Here is a 25,127-nt window from a genome sequence, read left to right as displayed (position 1 = left end):
GCCGGGCGAGGGTTACCCTGCGCGTCGGTGGAGGCAGGGACCCCACGCGCGGACCGGGGCTCGCTGGCCGCCTGGCGGCTGGCCCTCGCCTCCTTCACCCTGGCGGCGCTCACCGGCGCCTTCATGCGCTTCGGCCTCTACCTGGGGTTCCCCTGGGGACTGCAGTTCGCCGACGTGCGCCACGCGCACTCGCACCTGATGTTCTTCTCGTGGGCCACGCCGGCCCTGGCGCTGGCCGCCGACGCCGCCCTCGGCACGGTCGGCCGGCGCCTGCCGGGCGGGGCGGCGACGGCGATCGCCGCGGCGCTGGCCGGTCTGGCGGCGTACGTGCCGTTCCTCCTCAGCGGCTACCGGCTCCTGCCCGTGGGGGACGCCGAGCTGCCGCTGTCGATGATGGCCTCCGGCCTGAACGGCGTCGTCTGGTACGCCCTCGCCGCGCTGTACGCGTCCGGGTCGCGCGGCGCCCCGCGGACGCCGGCGCTGCGCCTTTTCGACGGCGCCTTCTCCCTGCTCGTCGTCTCGACCTTCGGCGTGCTCCTGCTGATGGTCGAGGGCATGGGCGGGACGTCGACGCCTCTCAGCGTCGCCGCGAACGCCGACTTCTTCCTCACGCTCTTCGCCGACGGGTGGTTCGGCCTCGGCCTCCTGGGCGCCCTGGCCTGCACGCGGTTCGCCGACGGGCCGCGGCGAGGCTTCGGCCTCGCGACGTGGTCGCTGGCGGCCGGCCTCTGCCTCCGCTCCGGCGCCCGCCTGGCCGCCGAGCACGGCCTCGCCTCCGGTCTGCGCTGGCTCGAGGGTGCGGGCGGCCTGATCGCGGCCGCGGCGTGGCTGTGGCTGGCCTACGCCCTGTGGCGCCGCGACGTCGGCGGCGCCGGCGTCGGCCAGGTCGTGGCCAGGGTCACGCTGGCGCTCATAGCCGCGAAGGCGGCCGTCGAGGTCGCGCTCGCCCTGCCGGCCGGCGAGGAGCTGGTGGCGCGCGAGGGCCTGCGCGTGATGCTGCTGCACGCCTACCTGCTCGGCGCGGTGACCCTCGGGCTGGCGTCGTTCGGCCGCGCCCGCCTGGGACCCGTGGCCTGGCGCGGGCTGGGCGCGTTCGCCGTGGCCGTGGCCGCGATGGTGGCCCTGCTGCTGCCGCAGACGGGCCTGTGGCCCGCGACCCTCGGGGGCTTCTGGGCGCTGCCGGCCGCGGCGCTATCGAGCCTCGGCCCCGCTCTCCTCGGCGGCTACGCCCTCATGGCCTCTCTGGGCGCTCGTCTCCCAGGCGCAGCCACGCCGCGCTGACGAGGGCGAGGACGGCCATGGCCGCCAGCGACGCCGGCACGGCGACGGGCCCGAACCCCGCCACCGCGACGCCGATGAGCGGGGCGGTGGCGATGGGCCCCACCGAGGCCGCGGCGAACACCGCCGGGGACACCTGCTCGGCGCGGCGCGGCATGCGCTCGGTGAGCCACGCCAGTCCCGTCGCGAAGGTCGGGGAGAGCGCCAGGCCCACGAGCGCGTACATGTAGGGCGCGGCCGGGGCGTAGAGGGCGCCGAGGAGCGCGAGAACGGCCGCGATCAGGCCGCCGACGATCAGGCGGCCGGGACGCACCCTGGTCGCCACGGCGGCGGCCACGAGGCGGCCGACCGTCAGTGTGCCCCAGTAGAGGCCGGGCACCGCCGCGGCCGCGGCCGGTCCGAGGGTGGGCGTGAGGTGCTCGGTCGACCAGGAGGTCACGCCCACCTCGGCCGAGACGTAGCCGAAGTAGAGGAGCACGAACGCCGCCAGCGCGCCCCACGCCACCGGCTCGCCGGCGCCGGGCCGGGCCGGGGGCGCCGGCACCGCGCGCAGCGTGAGCACGGCCACCAGGGCGAGGACGGCCAGGGCGGCGAGGGACCACATCGGCGGCTCGGGGCGGGGCGAGAACGCCGCCACCAGCAGCGGGCTGAGCACGGCGCCCGCGCCGAAGACCGCGTTGATCACGTTCAGCGCGGGCGCCGCGCCCCCCAGGAAGGTGCGGGCGACGAGGAGGTTCACCGCCACCTCCGTGACCCCGAAGCCCACGCCCGCCACGGCGGCGCTGGCGAGGAAGAGCGTCCAGCTCGGCGCCGGGGCGAGCCCGGCGAGGCCGGCCGCCAGCACCGCGGTGCCGGCCGTGAGCACCTTCCGGTAGCCGAAGCGCCTGATCAGCTCGCCCGAGGCCAGCACGGAGGCGAGCGAGCCCACGAAGTGCGCGCTCACCACGGCGCCCACGGTGTCCACGCCCACGCCGAAGCGCTCGCGCAGCGCCGGGAAGAGCGGGCCGTAGAGCGAGACGAGGGCGCCGAGCGCCAGGAAGGCGACCGACGCCACGATCAGCGTCCGCCGACGGGTCGACGTCTGCGGGGCGTCGGCACCGGTCATGGCGCGGAAGATACCCCGGGGCGCCCGCACGGGCGGCGCCGCGGGGGCCGCGAGGGGCGACGCGCCGACGTCGCAGCGGGGGCGGCGGGCGGCTCCGCGCGGGCGGTGAGGGGCGCCGCGCCGTGCCGCGCCGCCCTGCGGTCGTACCCGCGCGCCCTCGAGACCGCCGCGCTTCGGGAGAGCCCGGTCCGGGTCGGTATACTCGTCCCTCGTGGCCCTGGAGGAGGCGGCGTGACACGAGGTGTGAAGGAGCTCAACGAGCTGCGCAGGCGGTACCTGGAGTTCTTCGTGGAGAGGGGCCACCTGGCGTACCCGTCGGCGTCCTTGAAGAGCGACGACCCGACACTGATGTTCACGAGCGCCGGGATGGTGCAGTTCAAGCCGTACTTCCTCGGCGCCACGCCGAAGTTCGCCGGCTACGAGGGCGTGTGGCACCGCGTCACGACGGCGCAGAAGTGCCTGCGCATCAACGACATCGAGAACGTCGGGCGCACGCTGCGCCACCACTCGTTCTTCGAGATGCTCGGCAACTTCTCGTTCGGCGACTACTTCAAGCGCGAGGCCTGCCGCTGGGCCTGGGAGTTCTCGACCTCCGAGGAGTGGCTGGGCCTCGACCCCGAGAGGCTCTACGTCACCGTCTACGAGGACGACGACGAGGCCTTCCGCATCTGGCGCGACGAGGTCGGGGTGCCCGAGCGCCGCATCTCCCGCTGGGGCGAGGACGAGAACTTCTGGCCGGCCAACGCGGTGACCCAGGGGCCCAACGGCCCCTGCGGGCCCTGCTCCGAGGTCTTCTACGACCGCGGGCCCGACTACGGCACGCCCGACGAGGACGGGCCGAACACCGGCTCCGGCGACCGCTTCGTCGAGTACTGGAACCTCGTCTTCACGCAGTTCGACAGGCAGGACGGCGGCGTCCTGCAGCCCCTGCCGCAGAAGAACATCGACACGGGCCTCGGCTTCGAGCGCCTGGCCGCGCTGATGACCGGCCAGCCGGACGCCTACGGCACCGAGCTGTTCCAGCCGACGATCCGCCGCGTGGCCGAGCTCTCGGGCCGGCCCTACGAGGGCACGCGGTCGCTCTCCCACCGCGTGATCGCCGACCACGTGCGCGCCGTGACGTTCGCGATCACCGACGGCGTGCTGCCCGCGAACGACGGCGCCGGCTACGTCGTGAAGATGCTGATCCGGCGCGCCGCCCGCCACGCCTGGCTGCTGGGGCTGCGCGACACCGTCCTGCACGGGCTGGTCGACCAGGTCATCGCGGCGATGGGCGAGCCGTACCCCGAGATCGTCGACGGGCGCGACCGCGTCATGGGCGTGATCGAGACCGAGGAGGAGCAGTTCCTCCGCACGCTCGAGGCCGGCATCGAGCGCGTTGGCAACCTGTTGGACGAGCTGGAGGGGAACGTGCTGCCCGGCGAGGTCGCGTTCGACCTGTGGCAGACCTACGGCTTCCCTCTCGACCTCACGCAGGAGCTGGCCGCCGAGCGCGGCGTCGACGTGGACAGGGCCGGCTACGAGGCCGCCCGCGAGGAGGCGAGGCGCGCCTCGCGCGGCGACCTCGGCGAGCGCCGCCTGTTCACCGCCCAGTCCGACGCCCTCGGCGCGATCGCCGGCCGCAGCGGCGACACCGAGTTCCTCGGCTACACCGAGTCGCGGGCCGAGGCGACGGTCGTCGGGCTCGTGCGCGAGGGCCAGGAGGTCGACGTCCTGCGCGAGGGCGACTCGGGCGTCGTCGTGCTCGACCGCACGCCGTTCTACGCCGAGGGCGGCGGCCAGGTCGGCGACGTCGGCAAGCTCGAGTGGGCTGGCGGGGCCGCGCTGGTGAGCGGCACCAGCCGCTCGACCCACGGCCTCCACCTGCACGAGGCGAAGGTCGTGCGCGGCGAGCTCGCGCCGGGCACCCGTCTCACGGCGCAGGTCGACCCGGCGCGCGAGCAGACGAAGAAGCACCACACCGCCACCCACCTGCTCCACGCCGCCCTGCGCACGGTGCTCGGCACGCACGTCACGCAGGCCGGCTCGCTCGTCGCACCGGACCGCCTGCGCTTCGACTTCACGCACGGACGCGCGCTCGCGCCCGAGGAGCTGAGGCGCGTCGAGGAGCTCGTGAACCGCTGGGTGCAGCAGGACCTGGCCGTGAGCTGGCGCGTGGTGCCCATCGCCGAGGCCAGGCAGGCCGGCGCGATGATGCTCTTCGGCGAGAAGTACGGCGAGAACGTGCGCATGGTCAGCGTGGGCGGGGCGGAACGTCCCGTCTCCATCGAGCTGTGCGGGGGCACGCACGTCGCGAGCACCGGCACGATCGGCGCGTTCGTGATCACGTCAGAGGAGGCGGTGTCCGCCGGCGTGAGGCGCGTCGAGGCGCGCGTGGGCATGGCGGCGATCGAGTACCTCGAGGAGCTGCGCGCCCGCGAGCGCCGCATGGCGGAGAGCCTCGGCGTGAGCCCCGCTCAGCTCGAGGCGCGCGTCGCCAAGCTCACCGCCGACCTCAAGGAGGCCCAGCGCGAGGCCGCCAGGCTGCGCGACCGCCTCGCCGCGGCCCTCACCAGCGCGGCGCCGGCCGCCGAGGTGCGGGAGGCCGGCGGCTTCCGCTTCGCGACCTTCGCCTTCGACGGCCTCGACGCGCAGGCCCTGCGCGGCGCCGCCGACAGGCAGCTCGAGGCCACGGGCGCCGACGTCGTCGTCGTGGGCTCGGGGCAGCTCTTGGTCGCCAAGACCAGCGCCGACGCCCGCGCGCGCGGCGCCGACGCCGGCAAGCTCGTCCGCGCCGTCTCCGGACGCGTCGGCGGCGGCGGGGGCGGCAAGCCCGACCTCGCTCAGGCCGGCATCAAGGACCCCGCGCGGCTGGGCGAGGCCCTGGCGGCGGTGCCAGAGGTGCTGGCGGCCCTGCCGGCCTGATGGAGGGCGCCGGCGCCGTGCTGGGCCTCGACGTGGGCGACGCCCGCATCGGGCTGGCGCGCGCCGACGCCGGCTCCTCCGTCGCGTTCGGTCGCGGGGCGCTGCAGCGGGTCGGCATGCAGCGCGACGTAGAGGCGGTCGCGAGGATCGCCGCCGCCGAGGGCGCCGGGGTCGTCGTCGTGGGGCTGCCCCGCAACATGGACGGCACGGAGTCGCGCCAGACGGCGCGGGTGCGGTCGTTCGCCGCGGCGCTGAGCGCGCGGCTGGCGCAGGACGGCGTGAGCGTGGTGCTGGAGGACGAGCGGCTCTCGACGCGCGCCGCGCGGCGCCAGATCGCGGGCGGACCGCTGCCGCGCGGCAAGCGCCGGGAGAAGGGCCGCCTCGACGAGGCCGCGGCCGTGCTGATCCTCGAGTCGTACCTGGCCAGGCGGGCGGGCGAGCCGTGAGCGGCGAGGGTCCCGGCGCTCCGGTCGAGGCCCGCCCCGACGCGCCGGCGGACGGACGGCCCGCCGCGCCGCCGCCCGGACGACCCGCCGCGCCGGCCGAGGAGCGACCACCCGCGCCCGAGCCGCCCCGGCGGCGGCGCGGACGCTGGTTCGCCGTGCTCCTCACGCTGCTGATCGTCGTGGTCGGCGGCGCCGGGGTGACGGCGGCCTTCCTGCTCTCGGCGCCGAGCGCGACCGCGGGCAGCGTGGAGTTCGAGGTGCTGCCCGGCTGGGGCGGCAAGCGCGTCGCCCAGGAGCTGGAGGCCGCCGGCCTCGTGCGCTCGGCCCTGGCCTTCGAGTACTACCTGCGCTTCCGGGGCCTCGACACGCGGGTCGGCGAGGGCCTCTACGACCTCGACCGGACGATGACGGCCCGGGAGGTGGCCGAGGCGCTGGCCGCCGGGGGACGCCCGCGGGTCGTGTCGATAGTGGTGCCCGAGGGCTGGCGCGCCGCGTCCGTGGTGGAGCGCCTGGCCGCGAACGGCATCGCCACCCGCGAGGAGCTGGCGGCCCTCGTGGAGGACCCCGGGCTGGAGCTGGCGCCGCCCTACGTGCCCGCCGGCCAGGGGCTGGAGGGCTACCTCTTCCCCGCCGTCTACGAGGTGCCGCTGCACGCCACGGCCGAGGAGGCGCTGGGGATGATGGTCGCGCGCTTCAGGGAGGAGGTCGCGCGGCGCGAGGGCCTCGCCGACCGCCTGGGCGACCTCGGCCTCACCGTGCACCAGTGGGTGACGCTCGCCAGCCTCGTCCAGGCCGAGGCGGCGGACGTCAGCGAGATGCCCGTCATCGCGGGCGTGTTCCTGAACCGGCTCGAGCTCGGCATGCCGCTGCAGTCGGACCCCACCGTCGCCTACGGCCTCGGCAAGCCGCTGCCCGAGCTGAGCGCGTCCTCCGGCGACCTCCAGGTGGACACGCCGTGGAACACCTACACGCGGCCGGGCCTGCCCGTGGGGCCCATCGGCAACCCGGGCGCCGAGGCCCTCGACGCCGTGCTGGCCCCGGAGCGCTACGCCGCCGACGGGGCCCTCTACCTCTACTTCCTGCACGGCGAGGACGGCGGCCGTACCGTGTTCAGGCCGAACACGAACCTGCCGGCCCACAACCGCGACGTCGACGAGTTCCTGAGGGGGCGATGAGCCGCATCTGTTAGGATGCCGCGGTAACCCCGAACCGCGAGGGCGCCTGAGAACGCGCCCCGGAGGCTTGACCTTGAGCGTCTTGTTGGGCTTCGCGCGTGTCGTGGACGCCGTGACCGGCCTCATCGGCCGCCTGATGTGGTGGGTGTCCCTCTTCATGGTGGCCGTCGGCGTCTACAACGTCATCACCAGGTACTTCTACGGCCCGCTGGAGGCGCTCGTCGGCCGCGACGCCGCGGCGGCGATGACGGGCAACTTCTACCTCGAGCTGCAGACGTACGCGTTCGACCTGATCTTCCTGCTCGGCGCCGCCTACGTGCTGCGCAAGGACGGCCACGTGCGCGTGGACATCGTCTACTCGCGGCTCTCCGCGCGGCGCAAGGCGCTCGTCGACACAGTCTGCATCTGGCTCTTCCTCGTGCCGTTCTCCGCCATGGGGATCCTCTACAGCCTGCCGTACGTGCGGCGCTCGTGGGCCACGCTCGAGATGAGCCCGAACCCGGGCGGGCTGCCCCGCTACCCCATCAAGACCGTGATCGTCGTCGCGTTCGCCCTGCTCATCCTGCAGGGCATCTCCGAGACGATCCGCAACGCGGCCTTCCTCGCCGGCAGGAAGGGCTCGGGCAGCGTGCACGAGGCGCCGCCGGCGCCGCGCGAGGTCGACGGCACGGCAGGCGGAGTGAGCGGCCCGGCCGGCTCGCACACAGGGTCCGTGCAGGGAGCCGGCGCCGAGCCGGGCGAGGGTCTCGCCTGATGCTCGGGCTGTGGATGTTCGCCGTCGTCGTCGTGCTGCTGCTCGTCGGCTTCCCGGTCGCGTTCACGCTGGGCGGCACGGCGGTGCTGTTCACGCTGCTCGGCTCCGACCTCACCCAGGTCTACCTCGGCTTCTCGCTGCCGTGGGACGCCGTGTTCCACGTCTCGCGGCTGAACATCCTGCCGCAGCGGATCTTCGGCACGATCATGGACAACTACACGCTCGTGGCCGTGCCGTTCTTCGTGTTCATGGGCGTGATGCTCGAGCGCAGCGGCCTGGCCGAGGAGCTGCTCGAGTCCATGGGCATCCTCTTCGGCAAGCTCCGCGGCGGCCTGGCGATCTCCGTGGTCGTCGTGGGCGCCCTCCTCGCCGCCTCGACCGGGGTCGTGGGCGCCTCCGTGGTCACGCTGGGCGTGCTGGCGCTGCCCGTGATGCTCAAGTACGGCTACTCGAAGACGCTGGCCACGGGCGTGGTGGCGGCGTCGGGGACCCTGGGGCAGATCATCCCGCCGTCGATCGTGCTCGTGATCCTCGGCGACCAGATCGGCGTGTCCGTCGGCGATCTGTTCCTGGGCTCCTTCATCCCCGGCTTCCTGCTCTCCGGACTGTTCATCGTCTGGGTCGCGTTCGTGGCCTGGCGTCGCCCCCGCGAGGCCCCCGCGCTGCCGCCGGAGGCGCGCTCGCTGAGCGGCTGGGCCCTGGCGCTGAGGCTCCTCAGGAGCCTGGTGCCGCCGCTGGTGCTGATCCTGCTGGTGCTCGGCACGATCTTCATGGGCGTCGCCACGCCCACCGAGGCTGGCGCGGCCGGCGCCGCCGGCGCCACCGTGCTGGCCGCGCTGAACCGTCGCCTCACCCGCCGCAACCTCATCGACACCATGGACTCGACGGTGCGGCTGACGAGCATGGTGTTCATCATCCTCGTCGGCGCCACCGCGTTCTCGATGGTGTTCACGGCGCTGGGCGGCGGCAGGGTCGTCGACGAGTTCCTGCTCAACCTGCCCGGCGGCGCGATCGGGTTCATGTTCTTCACGATGCTCGTGATCTTCCTGCTCGGGTTCTTCATCGACTTCATCGAGATCACGTTCATCGTCGTGCCGCTCGTGGCGCCCATCGCCGCGCGCTTCTTCGGCGCCGACATGATGCTCTGGTTCGGCGTCGTCGTGGCCATGAACCTGCAGAGCTCGTTCCTCACGCCGCCCTTCGGCTTCTCGCTCTTCTACCTCAAGGGCGTGGCGCCGCCGGGCGTGACGACGAGCCACATCTACCGCGGCATCGTGCCGTTCGTGGCGGTCCAGGTGCTGGCGCTGCTGCTGCTGATCCTCTTCCCGGGGATGGTCAGCTTCCTGCCCGGCCTGGCGCGCTGAGGCGGCGCCCCGAGGCGAGCCGGGCCGCCGCGCCGCACCGGCCGGGCGCGCCGCGGCGCAGGGGCGCGGCCTACAGGCAGGTGGCGGCGAAGCCGCTGGCGAAGCCCGTCACGAACCCGTGCGGCACGGTCACGTCGCGATGCAGGCCGCTGTAGTCGCTCTCGAAGCGCACCCGCACGTCGCTCGTGGCGGACAGGAACCAGTCGTAGAAGTCGCGCGGCGGCTGGATGACCGCGTACTCCATCCAGTCGTCGAACACGTAGTCGGCGAAGACCACGCTGTGCGTCTCCACCACGTCGCCGATCTTCACGAGGACGCGGTCCATGGACGGGATCGCGTGGCCGTCGTAGATGAACTCGTGGTCGTCGGCACGGCGGATGAACCAGACCTCGAGCTCGCCGTCCTCGAGCCACAGCGACATCGCCAGGCTGGTGTCGGGCAGCGCCACGAGCTGGTAGCAGGTCTGCTCACCGGTGAACTCGTCGGTCTCCACCTGCACCTCGCCCACGACGGGCAGCTGGGCCCACGCGAAGGAGAAAGGCAACAGAGATAGGGCTAGCAGGAGCTTCTTCATCCGTCCTCCGCGGTGACGCTACGCGGAGGACGCTGACGCGCCTCTTACAGGGGCGGGCGTCCCGCCGAGGTCGTGCGGGCTCGCCCCTGGGATGCCCGCACCCTGGGCCTTTGGCGTCGTCGCACTGGCGAGGGCGCGGCCCCCGGATACGAGACCGCGCCCTCGGCGTGGAGCTCCAGCCTGTCGGTCAGCCCTCGCTGTAGAGGAAGGCCTCGTAGGCGTGCTGGTTGCGAGCGTCGAACGGGCGGTTCTCGGCGAGGTACGCCTCGACGGCGTCGGAGATGCGGCGGTACATCTCGTTCGACTGCCGCAGGTCCTCGTTGATGCGGTTCCAGCTCTCGCGGAACACCTGGAGGATCTCCTGGCTGAAGACGCGCGGTTCGGCGCCGGCGGCGACGATCCGCTGGAAGGCGGCCGGGTCCTTGGCCAGGTAGTCCGAGTACATCTGAGAGTTCGCGGCCTTGGCGGCGACCCTGACCGCCCGCTGCAGGTCGTCGGGCAGCGAGTTCCAGGCGTCGAGGTTGATGTAGATGCACAGCGCCGCGCCGGGCTCCGCCCAGCCGGGCCCGTAGTAGTAGCGGGCAGCGTTGTTGAGCCCGAGCGTCTCGTCGTCGTGCGGCCCGACCCACTCGGCGGCGTCGATAGCCCCGCGCTCGAGGGCCAGGAAGATCTCGCCGCCCGGGAGCGTCTGGACGTTCACGCCGACGTCGGCGTAGACCTGGCCGCCCAGGCCGGCGGTGCGGAACGAGATGCCGCGCAGGTCGTCGGGGGAGTTGATCTCGACGTTGAACCAGCCGGCCATCTGCATGCCGGTGTTGCCCGCCAGCAGGGCGATCATGTTGTTGGGCGCGTTCAGCTCGTCCCACAGCTCCTGGCCGCCGCCGGAGTGCACCCAGGAGGTGATCTGCGGCGCGGTCATGCCGAACGGCACGGCGGTGAAGAACGCGTGGGCCGGGTCCTTGCCGATGTAGTAGTACGACGCGGTGTGCCCGACCTCGAACGCGCCGCTGGCGACGGCGTCGAACACCTCGAGGGCCCCTATCTGCGCGCCGGCCGGGAATACCTCGATGTCGAGGCGGCCGTCGGTCATCTCGCGCAGGTAGTTCGCGAGGTTCACGGCGCCGCCGTAGAGGTTGTCCAGGGACGTCGGCCACGAGGTCGGCATCCCCCACCTGAACACCTGCTGGCTCTGCGCCTTCGCGAACATGAGCGGCGAGAGGCTGGCGCTGGCGGCGACCACGCCGGCCCTCTTGAGGAAATCACGACGCTTCATCGATTGACCTCCAGGAAGCCTGCGGATTGTCGAACGCGCGAAGTATAACGCGCTTGGGCGCGGCCACGCCCGCTGGTCCGCGGCCCGGCGCACTCAACCCTCGCGCTCGTCGTCGCCCCCTCGCCCCTCGGCCGGCTCGCCCGGCTCCAGGCGGCCCGCCCTCCTGGCGGCCTCGGTGAGGATGTACTCGACCTGCGCGTTGACGCTCCTCAGCTCGTCGGCGGCCCACCTCTCCAGGGCGGCGTAGAGCCGCGGGTCGATGCGCAGGAGGAAGCGCTTGCGCTCGGGCACGCCCCCGACCACCCTCAGTGCGCCAGCTTCAGGGTCCCGTGGAGGTACGTGGTCACGGCGGCGACGAGGGTCTCCGAGACCGCGTCCGTGGGAGCCGGGAAGGGCTTCTGCTCCGCGGGGAGGGGGGTGTCGACGAGGTCGTGGGTGAGGTCGCGCAGCTCGAGGTGCGTGGCGCGCGGCAGCGCGTCGGCGAGGAGCTGGCCGTCGACCTGCAGCACCTGGATGTCCTTCAGCCCCTGCACCACCAGCACGGGCACGTCCACGCTCGCGGCGAGCGCCGCGGGGTCCACGTCGATCTCGCTGCGCAGCAGCCCGGCCGCGTGCGCGAACAGGGGCACCAGCTCGTTGTCGGCCAGCTCGCCCTCCGCTTCCAGCGCCTGTCCGCTGCTACGCCTGACGGCGTCCAGCAGCTCGGCCGCGTCGCGCGCGTAGGCCTCGAGGGCCTCGCCGCTCATGCCGGCGCGGCGCGCCGAGGCCACCACCTGCTCCTCCAGCAGTACCGCGAGCGGCCTGCCGGCGGTGGCGATGAGCACCAGCGCGTCCGGCGCGACGTAGCCCTCGGCCACGGCGTAGAGCGCGATGAGCCCGCCCTCGGAGTGGCCGATGAGCCCCAGGCGGCGCGCGTCGACGCCGCTCTCCTCCGCCAGGGCCGCGAGCCAGGCGGCCGTGTCCGCGGCGTACGAGTCGAGCGTGGCGGCGTTGGCGTCGCCGGTGGAGGGCGGGATGCCCATCTTCGCGACCCGGAGGACGCCGTAGCCGGCGCAGCCGAGCGCCTGGGCGAGCTGCCTGTAGCCGGAGTTCGTCAGCACCGGCGGCGAGTTGCCGTCCACGTCGACGGCGCCGCTGCCGGGCAGGAGCAGCAGCGTCGGGGCGCCCGCGGCCGGCGCGTCGACGGGCAGCGACAGCTCGCCGTAGAGGGTCTCGCCCGACGACTCGACCCTCAGCTCGCGCGTCTCCACGCAGGCGGCGGTCCGCTCCAGGAGCTCCGCCGCCGTCTCGCGCGCCGCCTCGCCCTCGTCGCCCGCGCCCGTCGCCGCGTCCCGCAGCTCGTAGCGCACGGCAGCGGCGGCCAGCTCCACGGCCAGGATCCGGCCGTCCTCGCCCGCCCACACCACGTAGTCGACGGTCTGGGGACCGACGCTGAGGGAGGCGTCGAGCACCGTGGCCTCCGCGGACCCGCCGGCGAGCTCGACTCGCTCCGTGCCCTCGCGCGCCGCCAGGGACAGACGGCCGACGGCGCCGCCGAGGGGGACGACCACGGCCACGTCGAGCGGCTGGGCGGGCTCGCGCAGGACGACGCTCACGAGGACCTGCAGGCCGTCGAGGAAGTTGTTGTCGACGACGTAGAGGGGCTCGTCGGAGGGCAGCGTGAACGTCGACTCCCTGCCCGCCTGCGTGAGCCGCACCGAGGCGCCCGCGGGCCCGAACTCCACGCGCATGTCGATGGCGACGCCCTGCACCGTCCCGCTGACCGCGTACGAAAGCGCCGCGCCGTCGGGGCGCGTCACGAGCTCGTCGTCGAGGCGGGCGATGCCCGGGAGGTCGACGTAGGAGCGCGACCTGAAGCCCTCGTCCGTCTCGATGAGGCCCACCGACGCCTCGCCGAGGCGGACGCCGCCCTGCGTCAGGTCGTAGACGACGCCGGCGAACGGCTCGCCCCCCTCCCGCGCCGGCTGCGCTCCGGCGGCTCCAGCCGCGACCAGCACGGCCACGATGACGGTCCTCAAGGTCCTGCTCAAGTCCTCCTCCACCTTCCCGGGCCTCGGCCCGTTGACATCCCGATGATATCACGGTGAGGTCAACGGGCTCCGGGCATCTGCCCATGGGCGCTCGGCTCGGGCCCACGAGCGTCCCCGAGGGCGCTGATAGACTCCGGCATGAGCATCAAGCCCGACCGCTGGATCAAGCAGAAGGCCCTCGAGGAGGGGATGATCGAGCCTTTCGAGGACCGCCTGGTCCGCGAGGGCGTCATCAGCTTCGGGCTCTCGAGCTTCGGTTACGACCTGCGCGCGGCCCCGGAGTGGCGCATCTTCGTCAACGCCTTCAACACCGTCGTGGACCCCAAGGACTTCGACACCAGCAGCCTCGTGGAGTACGAGGGCGACACCTGCATCGTCCCCCCGAACAGCTTCGTGCTCACGCGCTCGGTGGAGTACCTGCGCATACCCGATGACACCATGGTCGTGGCGCTAGGCAAGTCGTCGTACGCCAGGTGCTTCAGCGCCGACACCAGGGTCGCGCTCGTCGACGGCACGGCGCCCACGCTAGCCGAGCTCGCGGAGAGGCACGAGGAAGGCGAGACGTTCTGGGGGTACTCCATCGGGGAGCACGGCCGCGTCGTCGTCACGCTACTGCACGCGCCCCGCTGGATCGGCCGCGACACCCTGCTCGAGATCACGCTCGACGATGGCAGCGTGGTCCACGCCACGCCTGACCACGACTTCATGGGCCGCCTGGGCGAGTGGATAGCGGCCGGCGACCTCGAGCCGGGCGACTCCCTGATGCCGCTCTACCGCTCCGTCCACCGCGGCTACGAGATGACGTATCAGCCTCTGACGGGGAGCTTCTACCCGACTCATCGCCTGGCCGACGAGTGGAGCGTACGCAACGGCATCTACGAGGACACGCCAGGCACGCACCGCCACCACGTGAACCACGACAGGCGCGACAACAGGCCCACGAACCTCGTCCGCTTGCCGGCGAGCGACCGGATCGGCTATCACGACATCGAGTACCACGGCCGCGACTTCGATCCCGTCGAGCGCTCCGCCGCCATCCGCGGGGCCCTGGCGAGACGCGCCACGGACCTTGCCTGGCGGATGGCGCGAGACCGCCAACAGAGGCTGCGAGCCGAACGGTTCTGGCACGACCCAGAGTACGCCCCGAGGCGGGAGGAGCTGCTGGCCAAGCGCCGTGCCTCGGACGAGGCGGGCTCCATGAGAGGCGCGGCGCGTCTGCTCGGCCGCGACCGAGCCGTCTTCCGGCGGTTCCCCGACGTGCGAGCCCCGTTCGGAGGCGAGGGCCAACACCTCAACCACAAGGTGGCCGAGGTCCGTGAGCTCAAGGGTGACCACGACGTCTACTGCCTCACGGTGCCGGAGGCGGGCAACTTCGCCCTCGAGGCCGGAGTGTTCGTCCGGAACTGCGGCATCGTGGCGAACGTGACGCCCTTGGAGCCCGGCTGGGAGGGGCACGTGACGCTGGAGCTGTCGAACACGACGCCCCTGCCGGCGAAGGTCTACGCCAACGAGGGCATAGTGCAGCTGTTGTTCTTCCAAGGCGAGCGCCCCGAGGTCACGTACCGCGACCGCAAGGGCAAGTACCAGGGCCAGCGCGGGGTCACCCTGCCGAAGATCTGAGACGCCGGCGAGAGCCAGACGCGCCGGGGTCGAGGGCAGGCGGGCGAGCCACGAGGGACTCGGGGCCGGGCCATGCCTCGCCTACGCCTTGGCCTCGAGCTCCTCTTCCTCTTCCTCCTCCTGCACCACGGGCAGGCGCAGCGTGAAGACGGTGCGTCCAGGCCGGCTCTCCACGGTCAGCGTGCCGTCGTGGTGCTTGGCCACCTGCCTGGCGATCGCCAGGCCGAGACCGCTGCCGCCGCCCGCGCCCTTGTAGAACTTCTCGAAGATCCGCTCCTGCATCTCGGGCGGTATGCCGGGCCCGTCGTCCTCGACCTCCAGCACCGCCGTGCGGTCGTCGCCCTCGCGCACCCGCACGCGCACCCCCGCCGGCCCGCTGGCGGCCCTCACGGCGTTCGCGAGGAGGTTGCGCACGAGCTGGCGCAGCCTCAGCGGGTCGCCGAGCACGAGCAGCGGCGCCGCGCCCTCGGCGGCCACGCCGGGGAACTCCGCCGCCACCGGCTTCGCGACGTCCTGCAGCAGGTCGACGAGGTGCGGGTTGAGCTCGCGCACCAGCTCGCCGCGCGAGAGCAGCAGCAGGTCCTCGACGAGCCTGGCCATCGTGCCGGTGACGCGCCTGGCGTCGTCGATGTCCTCGGCCGCGGCCGGTCCCGCCAGGCGCGCCGCCCTGTCGAGGAAGCCGCGCAGCGACGTGAGGGGCGTCCTCAGCTCGTGGCTCGTCTCGGCCAGGAACGTGCGCTGGGCGTCCCGCGCCTGCGCCAGGCGGCGGAGCAGCTCGTTGACGGTCTCGGCCAGGCGGGCGACCTCGTCGCGCGGTCCGTCGTACTCGAGGGGCTCGAGCCTGTCGGGGTCGAGCCGCGAGACGCGCCTGGCGAGCCGGGTGACGGGCCGCAGCGATGCCGCCGCCACGAGGTAGCCGCCCAGCAGGCTGAGCACGACCAGGGCGGCGGCGACGAGCAGCAGCGTGCGCGACAGCGCCGCCAGGGTCTCCTGGATGTAGCCGGGGTCGGCGATGACGGCCACCACGCCCACGGCGAACGGCGCCAGCGCGGCCTCCACGGGCCGGCCGAGCAGCTCGCCCGACCACGGCGTGGGCACGAGCCCCGCCCCGACGACGACGTCGGGCGGGATCGCCGCCTGCGCCGTCTCCCACTCGCTCCGCGAGGCCGCGAGGAGCTGCGCGCCGGGCCCGTAGACCTGCAGCACCATCCCGCCCGTCGGGCCGGAGAGGCTGCCGCCCGCGCTGCCCTCGCCCGAGGCGTAGACCGCGGCCAGCGTGGCCGCGTCCTCGCGCAGCGAGCGGCGCAGGTCCTCGTACATGCCGTTCCTGACGAGCACGTAGGAGACGATCAGCGTCAGGCCGGCGAGCAGCGCGGTGGCCGCCCCGGCGAGCAGCGCGACGCGCCAGGTGAGCGGCAGGCCCCGGCGCCTGCGTGACGCGCGGCTCATGCCGGGCCGGTCACGCCCGTCGCGCCTAGGACTTGAGCGCGTAGCCCACGCCGCGCACGGTGCGGATCACGCCGTAGCCGCCCACCTCGCGCAGCTTGCCGCGGATGTTGGCGATGTGGACGTCCACGACGTTCGAGGACGGGGGCAGGTCCTCCCCCCAGACGTTGGTCTCGATCTCCTTGCGGCTGTAGACGCGTCCGGGCTGACCGGCGAGGTAGGCCAGCAGCTCGTACTCGCGGGGGCTGAGCCTGACCTCCTCCTCGCCCCACAGCACCTGGCGCCTGACCGGGTCGATGGTCATGTCGCCGATCTTCTGCGCCGCGCCCAGCGTGCGCTTGCGGAGCTGCACGTTGATGCGCGCGAGGAGCTCCTGCACGTGGAACGGCTTGGCCAGGTAGTCGTCGGCGCCGGCGTTGAGCATCTCGACCTTCGTGCCCACCTCGTCGGCGGCCGTGAGTATCAGTATCGGAGTGTCGCCGGTGCGGCGCACCCTGCGCGCGATCTCCTGGCCGCTGATGTCGGGCAGGCCCAGGTCGAGGATCACGAGGTCGGGTTCCTCCTCGCGCACCGCGGTGAGCCCGCGCATGCCGGAGTCGAAGGCCAGCACCTCGAAGCCGGCCTCCTCCAGCTCGCGCTTGAGCAGCCTCAGGATGTCGAGGTCGTCCTCGACGATGAGTATCCGCTTCGCCACTTCATTCCTCCCCGTTCGACGCGAAGCGCATCACGACGCCGCGCTCGCGGAAAAGGAGCGCTCTCAAGGATAGGGGCTCGAACGCCTCCGGCTCAGTGAGGAGCACGTCGCGTCCGTCCGGGCTGACGCGCCCGACGAGCGCGCGCGCTCCCATGGCGTCGACCCGCTCGGCCGGAGAGCTCTCGGCCGGGAAGATGATGACCCGCACCTCCGTGCCTGGCCCGGGGAACTCGGTGAACACGAGCCGGCCGTCCTCCACCGTCGCCTTGGCGTAGACGGTGAGGAGGTCCGGCGACACGATGCGCACCTCCGTGCCCTCGGTCATGGCGGGCAGGAGCGCGAGCACCTGGCCCATCAGCAGGAAGTGTGGGAAGCTCATCTTCTCACCGTCGTCGTCGATGATAGGACGTGTTCCCGAGGATAGCGTCCTGGAGCGGTTAAGCTAACCTTCATCGGGTCGCGGCGCGCCGCGGTCGGCGACGCCGCGTCCGCCGAGCGCTGCCCGCCTCCTGGACCGCGCCCAGCGCGCGCGGGCCGTGTCGGCGGAGGCCGGGGAGCCGGCGCCAGCCGCCCGGCCGAGCCGGCGCCAGCCGCGTCCCAGAGGCGATTCGTGCACCGCGGAAGTGAACGACCTAACCGCTGCCGGCAGGGCCCGCATGCAAGTCTGGCCGCCACGAGCACGCGACAGCGAGGCTCGCCCGCTGCGGCAGCGCGTCCGTGCCTGGCGGCGCGGTGGCCGGGCTCGCACGACCCGGCGGAGGGGACCTGATGACGGCACGACCTGCTGCGTGGAAGGGGGCGGCGCTGGCCAAGGCACTGGGCGCCCTGGCCCTCCTCGCGACGCTCACCGCCCTCTCGCACGCGTTCGCGCAGGCGTTCGACGAGAACGTCTACTACCAGCAGTGCCTGCGCTTCGAGGCCGGCGGCGACCTCGAGACGGCCCGCCGGGCCTGCCAGAACGCCCTGCAGGTGCGGCCGAGCTTCGCCGAGGCCGAGCTCGCCCTCGCGCGCATCGAGCTGCGCCTGGGCGACCACGCCAGCGCCGAGAGCCGCCTGCGCCGCGTGCGCAACGCGATCCCCACCGCCGAGCCGCTCGTGCTCCTGGCCGAGGCCGCCCTCGCCGGCGGTCGGCCGGACGAGGCCCAGGGCTACCTGAGCAGCGCGCGCACGGTCCTCCAGCAGCAGGGCAACAGGGAGCTCGAGGGCTACCTCCAGCGCCTCGACGGCAGCATCCACGAGTTCGCGGGCCGCTACGACGACGCACTCTCCGCCTACGGCGCCGCCATCGCCGCGGACCCCCTGAACGTCGACTACCGCCTCGCCGAGGCTCGTCTGCGCCTGCGGCTCGGCGACCCGACGGCCGCCGCCGCGCAGCTGCGCTCCTACATCGAGCTCACGGGCGACGACCTCGACCCCGAGGTCCTCTCGCTCCTCGGGCGCGCGCTGTGGGCGCAGGGCGCGCTGGAGGACGCCGCCGACAACCTGGCCACGGCCCACCAGCTCCGCGGCTCGCGCGACGTCGACGCGCAGGCGGAAGACCTGCGCGCGCTGGCGTTCATCTACTACGCCGAGGGCGACATCGCGGCCGGCAACCTGGCGCTGCGCGAGTCGCTGCGCCGCGACAACCTCATCAGCCGCCTCGGCGGCAACTCGCTGGTGTGGCTCGGCGCCCTGCTGCTGCTCGTCGCCGTGCACCTCGTGGCCGAGAGCCGCATACCGTCGACGAGCGGCCTCGAGGTCGTCGACGGGCCCCAGCCCTGGAGCGTCGGCAACGTCTACGGCACGCTCCTGGTCTCCGCGCTGCTCGGCCTGGCGGCGGCGGTCGCCTACGGCGAGTTCGTGCACGGCAACCCCCTGGCCGTCCTCACGCCGGTGCAGGCGACCGACGCGTGGGCGCTGTTCTTCATCACGTTCAGCGTCTTCCTCGTGCTGCTCGCCTGGCGCCGCGCCTCGATCACCGGCCACGACCCCATGGAGACGCTCGTCGGCAGCAGCCGCCAGCCGCTCGCCGGCGTGGGCCTCGGCATCGTGTTCCTGGCGGGGCTGCTCGCCTACCTGCACCTCGACCCGCTGGGCGGCGCCCTGGGCGGCTTCTACCTCGACCTCGTGCAGCTCACGCCCTACGTGGTGGCCGCGATGATCCTCGTACCGCTCGCCGAGGTGTTCTTCCGCGGCTTCGCGATCCCGCCGCTGGCGCGCCGCTACGACAAGCGCAGCGCCACCCTCGTCTCCGGCGTCCTCTACGCCCTCACCTTCGGCACGCCGGTCGCGCTGCTGCTCGTGATCGGGCTGATCCTCGCCGACGGCTTCAGGCGTCGCCCCAACTCCACCGAGCCCCTCATCGCCCAGCTCACGCTCCACGTCGGCCTGCTCGTCGCCGTCACCGTCAGCCCCTGGGCCCGCAGCCTCTTCTTCGGCTGAGTGCCGCTCCACGCCGTCGACAAGCCCCTGGGGCTGACGTCGCACGACGTCGTCGCGCGCGCCAGGCGGGCGCTGGGCACCAGGCGGGTCGGCCACGCCGGCACCCTCGACCCGCTCGCCTCCGGCGTGCTGCTGGTGCTGTCGGAGGAGGCGACCAAGCTCTCGCCCTACCTCACCGGCCACGACAAGACCTACCTCGCCTGGGTGACCTTCGGCGCCTCCACCCCGACCCTCGACGCCGAGGGCCCGGTCGTGGCCGTGGCCGACGCGGGGGAGCTGACCGCCGAGCGACTGCTGCCGGCGCTCGACGCGTTCCTGCGGGTCACCGAGCAGCGTCCGCCCGCCTACTCGGCGGTGAAGCGCGCCGGCGAGCGCAGCTACGCCGCCGCGCGGCGGGGACGCGCCGCGGAGCCGCCGCCGCGGCCCGTCGCGTACCGCGAGGTGACCCTCCTGGCCATCGCCCCCGACCGCGGCGAGCTGCCCGCGACCTTCGCGCTCGCGGCGGGCGCACCGCCGGGGCGCTACGAGCCCGCCGCGAGCGGGCTGGGCTTCGCGCTGCCGCCCGACCCGCCCGTGCCCGAGGAGCTCGCCGCCAGGGCCGCGGCGGCGCGCCGCGTCACCGCGCTCGTGCGGCTCACGGTGGGGGCCGGCACCTACGTGCGCGCGTTCGCGCGCGACCTGGGCGACGCGCTCGGCCTCCCCGCCTACCTGTCGGGCCTGGTCCGCACGGCCTCGGGGTCAGTCGACCTGAGGGACGCCGTCGCCGTCGAGGACCTGTACTCCGCCCGCCCGCTCGACCCCGTCGCGGCGCTGATGCTGCCCACGGTCGCCCTCGACGGCCGGGAGGTCGCCGACGTGAGGCACGGCAGGCGCCCGCCGCTCGCCTTGCCGGGGCGCGCCGCGCTCGTGGACGCGTCCGGCGCGCTCGTGGCCTTGGCCGAGCCGGCCGCCGGCGGACCCGGCTACCGGCTGCTGCGCGTCTTCGCCTGAGGCGCCGCAGGTCGTCCATCACGCGCTCCGCGCGCCGCCGCCGGCGCACCGCCGTCGTGGCGCCGGAGGACGAGCGGCCCCGCGCGCCTGCCCCGCCGCCAGCTTCTACCCCGCGGTGCGTCCGCGGCGGCCGCCGGGCCGAGGCCGGGGTAGAGTCGCCCTAGGACGGCTAGCGAGAACCTGGGCGCGCCCGCCATGGGTCGCGCCCGTATGCCGGGAGACACGCATGGACATCGGCGTCGTCAAGGAGATCAAGCCCCAGGAGCACCGCGTGGCCGCCACCCCGGGAACCGTGCAGGCCCTGGTCGCGGCGGGCCACCGGGTGTTCGTCGAGAAGGACGCCGGCCTCGGCTCCGGCTTCACCGACGAGCAGTACGCCTCCGCGGGCGCGCGCGTCGGCGTCAGCGCCGAGGAGGCGTGGGCGCAGCGCCTGGTCCTGAAGGTCAAGGAGCCCGTCGAGTCCGAGTTCCGCTACCTGCGCGACGACCTGATCCTCTTCGCCTACCTGCACCTGGCCGCCGCCCAGCGGCTCGCCGAGGCGCTGCTGCGCGCCGGCACGACGGCCATCGCCTACGAGACCGTACAGCTCGCGAACGGCAGCCTGCCGCTGCTCACGCCGATGAGCGAGGTGGCGGGCCGCATGGCCGCACAGGTCGGAGCGCACCTGCTGGAGCGCCCCCACGGCGGGCGCGGCGTGCTGCTGGGCGGCGTGCCCGGCGTGCACGCCGGCGAGGTCGTGATCCTGGGCGGCGGCACCGTGGGCATCAACGCGGCCAAGGTCGCCCTCGGCGTGGGCGCGCGCGTCACGCTCCTCGACGTCAACCACGCCCGGCTCCAGTACCTCGACGACGTCTTCCGCGGCGCGGTGCAGACGATGGCCAGCAACCTCGGCAACGTCATGGAGCTGCTGCCGCGCGCCGACCTCCTCATCGGCGCCGTGCTGATACCCGGCGCCCGCGCGCCGCGGCTGGTCACGCGCGACATGCTCGGGGCGATGAAGGAGGGCAGCGTGATCGTCGACGTCGCCGTCGACCAGGGCGGCTGCATCGAGACGATCCACCCCACCACGCACGACGACCCCACCTACGTCGTCGACGGCGTCGTGCACTACGGGGTCGCGAACATGCCGGGCGCCGTGCCGAACACGAGCACGCGCGCGCTCGCCAACCAGACCCTGCCCTACGTGCAGCGCCTCGCCGACCGCGGGCTCGCGGCGCTGGCCGAGGACCCCGCCTTCCTCAAGGGCCTCAACGCCTGCGCCGGCCAGCTGACCCACGAGGGCGTGGCCAGCGCGTTCGACATGCCGTGGACGCCCCCCGCGGAGGCGCTGAGGGCGTCAGTGGCCTGAGGGTCCCTCGGAGCGCAGCCCCCGCACCGCTCGGCCAGCAGCGCCGGACGCCTCCGTAGGCGGCGGCGCCTACCTGACCCGCGACAGGGCCTTGCGGATCAGCGTCTCGGCCGCGGCGTCGGGGTCGTCCTGCAGCAGCTCGGCGACGACGCCCCTCACCTGGGACTCGCGGTAGCCGAGCGCCAGCAGCGCGTCCACCGCGTCCTGGCCGGCCGCGCCCAGGGCGCCCGGAGCGCCGGCCCCCGCCACCTGAGAGACGAGGTGCTCGGGCAGCCTGTTGCGCAGCTCCACGACGATCCTCTCGGCCGTGCGCTTGCCCACGCCCGGCGCGCTCGTCAGCAGGCCGGGGTCGGAGTTCGCCACGGCCGAGGCGATGAGCTGGACGGGCAGGGCCGACAGCACGCCGAGGGCCATCTTCGGGCCCACCCCGTTGACCTCGAGCAGGCGCCGGAACAACAGCAGCATGTCGGGCTCGTGGAAGCCGTAGAGGTAGGGCTGCTCCTCGCGCACGACCAGGGCGGTGCGCAGACGCACGCGCTCGCCCGGGCGGCAGCGCGCCAGCGTCGACGCCGGCGCCTGCACCTCGACGCCGAAGCCGCCCACCCGCAGGACGACGCTGGCCTCGTCCACGGCCTCGACCTCGCCCTCGACGAACGCGATCACGGCTCGGTGTAGAGCGGCGCGAACAGGGCGTCGTAGCCGACGTCCGCGAAGGTCGCGCAGCCCGTGAGCCTGAAGGCGTAGGCCAGCTCGGCCGCGAGCGCTGGCAGCGAGCGGTCGCCCTCCACCACGACCAGCTCGGCGCCCACGGCGAGGTAGCGGAACGCGTCGACGCCGTCGCGGACGGCGCCGCCGGCGGCGATCGTCAGCATGCCGGCCACCGCGTCGACGACCTCGGGCAGGACGTCTATGGTCGCGGGCGCCCGCAGGTGGGCGCCGAGCGCGGAGCTCACGACCACGACGTCGGCGCCGGCCTCGGCGGCGACCTCGGCGTCGGCCGGGCCGCCCACCCCGAACACCCACAGCGGGAGCCCGGCCGCGGCCCGCAGCTCGGCCAGGTCCTCACGGGTGCGCGGCCTGAACGCCTCCTTGCCGAAGGGGGCGGCCTCGGCGAGCGGCGCCAGGTCGAGCCCGACCGCTCCCACCCCCAGGTCGGCCAGGCGCTTCACGTCGGCCACGAGCTCGGCCATGCGGCGCGGCGGCAGCACGGCGACGACGGAGCCGGGCGGGCACTGGCTCAGGCGCTCGGCGGTGACCGCGGCGGCGTCGACGGCCCCGAGGCGCGACAGGTCGGCGGTCGCCGGGCGCGCCAGCGCCTCGTGCCAGGAGGCGCCGTCGGGCAGCCTCGCCACCAGCGGCCACTCGAGCGTCAGGCCCAGCACCTCGACGCTGAGGTCGGGCTCCTCGACGTCGTGGAGCGCCTTGGGCACCAGCTGGTAGTCGTCGAGGGACGCGATGTCGCGTTCGCGCATGTGACGGCGATGATAGCCGCTCCGCCGCTCACCGCTGTCGCCCGGTCGCGGCGCCGAGGCGCCCGGTCCGGAGCCGCGACGCGGGGCACCCTCCGCGGGACATCCGCCCGGCCGCGCCCGTGCCGGCAGCGGGTAGCATGCGGGGCGCATGGACGCTCCGATGATCGAGGTACAGGGGCTGCGGAAGACGTTCGAGGGGGGCAAGGGCGGCAAGAGGGTCGTCGCCGTCGACGACCTCGGCTTCTCCGTGGCCAGCGGCGAGGTGTACGGGCTGCTGGGGCCCAACGGAGCGGGCAAGACGACCACGCTCCGCGTCCTCGCCACCCTGCTCAAGCCCGACGCCGGCACGGCCAAGGTGGCCGGCTACGACGTCGTCGGGGACGCCGAGGCCGTGAGGGCCCGCATCGGCGTCGTGAACGGCGGGATGGGGCTCTACGACCGCCTCACCGGCCGCGAGATCCTCCGCTACTTCGGGCGCCTCTACGGCATGGACGAGTCCGCCGTGGACGAGCGCATCGAGATGCTCGACGCGCTGCTCTCCCTCGGCGACACGCTCGACAGGCGCGCCGGCGGCTTCTCCACGGGCATGAAGCAGAAGGTCGTCGTCGCCCGCGCCGTCATCCACGACCCGCCGGTGATCTTCTTCGACGAGGCCACCAGCGGCCTCGACGTCGTCGCCAGGCGCGCCGTGATCGACTTCGTGAAGGCGTACCCGTCCGAGGACCGCGCGGTCATCTACTCGACCCACGTGATGAGCGAGGTCGAGGAGCTCTGCGACCGCTGCTGCGTGATCTACGGCGGGCGCAAGATCGCCGAGGGTACCGTCGCCGAGCTCAACGCGCAGACCGAGTCGCAGAGCCTCGAGGAGGCGTTCTTCCGCCTCGTCTCCCGCTCCGGCATCGCGGCCCAGGAGGTGGCGGCATGAGGTGGAGCCGCATCTGGGACATCGCCCACAAGGAGGTCCTCTCGACGTTCCGCGACCGCCGCGCGATCGTCTCGAACATCCTCCTGCCCCTCGCGATGCTGCCCGTGGTGATGCTCGGCATGCCGCTGCTGCTCGGCGGGCTGTTCGAGCGCGAGGCGACCACGGTCACCGAGCTGGGCGTCGCCGGCGCCGAGCACATGCCGCCGGAGCTGCGCACGGCGATCGAGGCGCAGAACGTGTCGCTCGTCGCGGTCGACGACCCGGAGGCCGCGGTCCGCGAGGGCGAGGTGCCCGCCGCGATCGCCGTCCCCGAGGGCTTCGAGGACACCATCGCCGCCGGCGGCAGGGCCGAGGTCCAGCTCTACAGCAAGGCCGGCAACATGCGCAGCGAGCTGAACGTGGGCAAGCTGCGCAACGCCGTCTCCGCCTACCAGCAGGGCGTGGTGGCGGAGCGCCTCGGCGCCGAGGGCCTCGACCCCGCGATCCTCGAGCCGGTGGCCGTGACCGACGTCGACGCCAGCTCGGAGGCCGAGCGCAGCAGCGGCGTCCTCTCCTGGCTGATCCCGTTCTTCATCGCCATCTGGACGCTCACGGGCGGCCAGATGACCGCCATCGACGCCACCGCGGGCGAGAAGGAGCGCGGCACGCTCGAGTCGCTGCTGGTGGCGCCGGTGCGCCGCTCCGAGGTCGTGTTCGGCAAGTTCCTGGCCACGCTCACCTTCGGCCTGACGGCGGCGATCGCCGCGATCGGCGGCTACCTGCTCGGCGGCGCGGTCATGCGCGGCGTCTTCCTGCCCCGCCTGGGCGACGAGGGCGGCTCGATCGTCGCGATGATGGGCGGCAGCCTCTCGGTGGACGCGCGCAGCGTGCTCCTGCTCCTCATGAGCGCGGTGCTGCTCGCCTCCGTCGTCGCGGCGGTGCTGCTCTCGATCGCGCTGTTCGCGCGCTCGTTCAAGGAGGCGCAGAGCTACATCGCGCCGCTCTCGTTCCTCTTCGTGATACCGGCCGTGGGCCTGCAGTTCAAGGACCTCATCGGCATCGGCGACGGCGCCTACATGATCCCCGTGCTCAACGCCCTGCTCGTGATGGACGACATCGTCAAGGGCACGGCCGCGCTCTCCTCCATCCTCGTCACCTGGGCGTCGCTGGCCGTGGTGATCGCCCTGCTGCTCGCGTTCGCCCACCGGAACTTCAGCCGCGAGGACGTGATCTTCAGGGCCTGAGGGGCACGCGCCGTGCCCCAGCGGGCCGCGCGACGTCGCGCGGCCCCTCGCCTCGTCCCCCTCTCACGGACGAGCGCGGCTCAGC

21 protein-coding genes and 2 pseudogenes are annotated in these 25,127 nt (G+C 73.6%); 13 read left to right on the top strand and 10 right to left on the bottom strand.

The features are described from left to right. Nucleotides 1-27: 27 nt before the first annotated feature. On the top strand, nt 28-1,281 hold the full coding sequence (locus VF202_05035; GenBank protein HEX7039456.1) for a hypothetical protein: 1,254 nt from the start codon (nt 28-30) through the stop codon (nt 1,279-1,281). Here the strand turns inward: VF202_05035 and VF202_05030 are convergent. Next, a complete protein-coding gene (locus tag VF202_05030; GenBank protein ID HEX7039455.1) occupies nt 1,232-2,383 on the bottom strand; it encodes an MFS transporter in 1,152 nt (383 codons plus the stop codon). The genes VF202_05035 and VF202_05030 overlap by 50 nt on opposite strands. Before the next feature lie 231 nt (nt 2,384-2,614). Between VF202_05030 and alaS the strand changes: the two genes are divergently transcribed. The 5 genes from alaS (at nt 2,615) to VF202_05005 (ending at nt 9,026) form a co-directional block, all read left to right on the top strand. Further along, a complete protein-coding gene (alaS, locus tag VF202_05025) occupies nt 2,615-5,287 on the top strand; it encodes an alanine--tRNA ligase (protein ID HEX7039454.1) in 2,673 nt (890 codons plus the stop codon). Continuing rightward, nucleotides 5,287-5,733: a Holliday junction resolvase RuvX gene (gene ruvX / locus VF202_05020; GenBank protein ID HEX7039453.1), complete on the top strand. Its 447-nt coding sequence runs from the start codon at nt 5,287-5,289 to the stop codon at nt 5,731-5,733. Before alaS ends, ruvX begins: the two co-directional genes overlap by 1 nt. A 155-nt stretch (nt 5,734-5,888) precedes the next feature. After that, nucleotides 5,889-6,908 carry an endolytic transglycosylase MltG gene (mltG, locus tag VF202_05015; protein ID HEX7039452.1) on the top strand — a complete coding sequence of 340 codons (1,020 nt, stop codon included), beginning with the start codon at nt 5,889-5,891 and terminating at the stop codon, nt 6,906-6,908. Between the two features lie 73 nt (nt 6,909-6,981). Continuing rightward, nucleotides 6,982-7,662: a TRAP transporter small permease subunit gene (locus VF202_05010; GenBank protein HEX7039451.1), complete on the top strand. Its 681-nt coding sequence runs from the start codon at nt 6,982-6,984 to the stop codon at nt 7,660-7,662. Further along, nucleotides 7,662-9,026: a TRAP transporter large permease subunit gene (locus VF202_05005; protein ID HEX7039450.1), complete on the top strand. Its 1,365-nt coding sequence runs from the start codon at nt 7,662-7,664 to the stop codon at nt 9,024-9,026. Before VF202_05010 ends, VF202_05005 begins: the two co-directional genes overlap by 1 nt. Before the next feature lie 70 nt (nt 9,027-9,096). On the opposite strand, the gene VF202_05000 is transcribed toward VF202_05005, so the two are convergent. From VF202_05000 to VF202_04985, 4 genes are all read right to left on the bottom strand, one after another. Further along, on the bottom strand, nt 9,097-9,600 hold the full coding sequence (locus VF202_05000; protein HEX7039449.1) for a hypothetical protein: 504 nt from the start codon (nt 9,598-9,600) through the stop codon (nt 9,097-9,099). A gap of 187 nt (nt 9,601-9,787) precedes the next feature. Further along, on the bottom strand, nt 9,788-10,873 hold the full coding sequence (gene dctP / locus VF202_04995; GenBank protein ID HEX7039448.1) for a TRAP transporter substrate-binding protein DctP: 1,086 nt from the start codon (nt 10,871-10,873) through the stop codon (nt 9,788-9,790). Between the two features lie 93 nt (nt 10,874-10,966). Then, the gene (locus VF202_04990) at nt 10,967-11,164 is read right to left on the bottom strand and encodes a hypothetical protein (GenBank protein ID HEX7039447.1); all 198 of its coding nucleotides are present in this window, start codon (nt 11,162-11,164) and stop codon (nt 10,967-10,969) included. 14 nt (nt 11,165-11,178) lie between these two features. Continuing rightward, a complete protein-coding gene (locus VF202_04985) occupies nt 11,179-12,903 on the bottom strand; it encodes an alpha/beta hydrolase (GenBank protein ID HEX7039446.1) in 1,725 nt (574 codons plus the stop codon). Nucleotides 12,904-13,041: 138 nt separating this feature from the next. Between VF202_04985 and VF202_04980 the strand changes: the two are divergent. Together VF202_04980 and dcd are read left to right on the top strand one after the other, a co-directional pair. Next, a pseudogene (locus VF202_04980) lies at nt 13,042-14,295 on the top strand (hypothetical protein). Next, nucleotides 14,296-14,523, top strand: a pseudogene (dcd, locus tag VF202_04975) (dCTP deaminase). It begins immediately after the preceding pseudogene. Nucleotides 14,524-14,604: 81 nt separating this feature from the next. Here the strand turns inward: dcd and VF202_04970 are convergent. From VF202_04970 to VF202_04960, 3 genes are read right to left on the bottom strand one after another with little or no spacing between them, the layout of a single operon-like run. Further along, nucleotides 14,605-15,972 carry a HAMP domain-containing sensor histidine kinase gene (locus VF202_04970; protein HEX7039445.1) on the bottom strand — a complete coding sequence of 456 codons (1,368 nt, stop codon included), beginning with the start codon at nt 15,970-15,972 and terminating at the stop codon, nt 14,605-14,607. A 25-nt stretch (nt 15,973-15,997) separates the two neighbouring features. Continuing rightward, on the bottom strand, nt 15,998-16,663 hold the full coding sequence (locus tag VF202_04965) for a response regulator transcription factor (protein ID HEX7039444.1): 666 nt from the start codon (nt 16,661-16,663) through the stop codon (nt 15,998-16,000). A gap of 1 nt (nt 16,664) precedes the next feature. Further along, nucleotides 16,665-17,042, bottom strand: a complete 378-nt coding sequence (locus VF202_04960; protein HEX7039443.1) for a hypothetical protein — start codon at nt 17,040-17,042, stop codon at nt 16,665-16,667. A gap of 389 nt (nt 17,043-17,431) precedes the next feature. Between VF202_04960 and VF202_04955 the strand changes: the two genes are divergently transcribed. The 3 genes from VF202_04955 to ald all read left to right on the top strand — a co-directional run bounded on the left by VF202_04955 (nt 17,432) and on the right by ald (nt 21,422). Beyond that, nucleotides 17,432-19,084 (top strand): tetratricopeptide repeat protein, encoded by a 1,653-nt coding sequence (locus VF202_04955; GenBank protein ID HEX7039442.1) that lies wholly within the window; start codon nt 17,432-17,434, stop codon nt 19,082-19,084. Then, nucleotides 19,085-20,074, top strand: a complete 990-nt coding sequence (gene truB, locus VF202_04950) for a tRNA pseudouridine(55) synthase TruB (protein HEX7039441.1) — start codon at nt 19,085-19,087, stop codon at nt 20,072-20,074. Between the two features lie 226 nt (nt 20,075-20,300). Then, complete coding sequence (ald, locus tag VF202_04945; GenBank protein HEX7039440.1) at nt 20,301-21,422, top strand: alanine dehydrogenase; 1,122 nt, start codon at nt 20,301-20,303, stop codon at nt 21,420-21,422. Between the two features lie 69 nt (nt 21,423-21,491). On the opposite strand, the gene ruvA is transcribed toward ald, so the two are convergent. Together ruvA and VF202_04935 are read right to left on the bottom strand one after the other, a co-directional pair. Beyond that, nucleotides 21,492-22,085, bottom strand: a complete 594-nt coding sequence (gene ruvA / locus VF202_04940) for a Holliday junction branch migration protein RuvA (protein ID HEX7039439.1) — start codon at nt 22,083-22,085, stop codon at nt 21,492-21,494. Further along, complete coding sequence (locus VF202_04935) at nt 22,082-22,894, bottom strand: alpha-hydroxy-acid oxidizing protein (protein HEX7039438.1); 813 nt, start codon at nt 22,892-22,894, stop codon at nt 22,082-22,084. Before VF202_04935 ends, ruvA begins: the two co-directional genes overlap by 4 nt. A 148-nt stretch (nt 22,895-23,042) precedes the next feature. Here VF202_04935 and VF202_04930 point away from each other — a divergent pair, with 148 nt between their 5' ends. Then, nucleotides 23,043-23,819 (top strand): ATP-binding cassette domain-containing protein, encoded by a 777-nt coding sequence (locus VF202_04930; GenBank protein HEX7039437.1) that lies wholly within the window; start codon nt 23,043-23,045, stop codon nt 23,817-23,819. Continuing rightward, nucleotides 23,816-25,042 (top strand): ABC transporter permease, encoded by a 1,227-nt coding sequence (locus VF202_04925; protein ID HEX7039436.1) that lies wholly within the window; start codon nt 23,816-23,818, stop codon nt 25,040-25,042. The genes VF202_04930 and VF202_04925 overlap by 4 nt, the downstream gene beginning before the upstream one ends. Nucleotides 25,043-25,127 lie beyond the last annotated feature (85 nt).

The organism is Trueperaceae bacterium (genome assembly GCA_036381035.1).
Taxonomy (GTDB): domain Bacteria; phylum Deinococcota; class Deinococci; order Deinococcales; family Trueperaceae; genus DASRWD01.
Note: the sequence above shows the minus strand (reverse complement) of the source record. Positions and strands in the feature narration are given on the sequence as shown.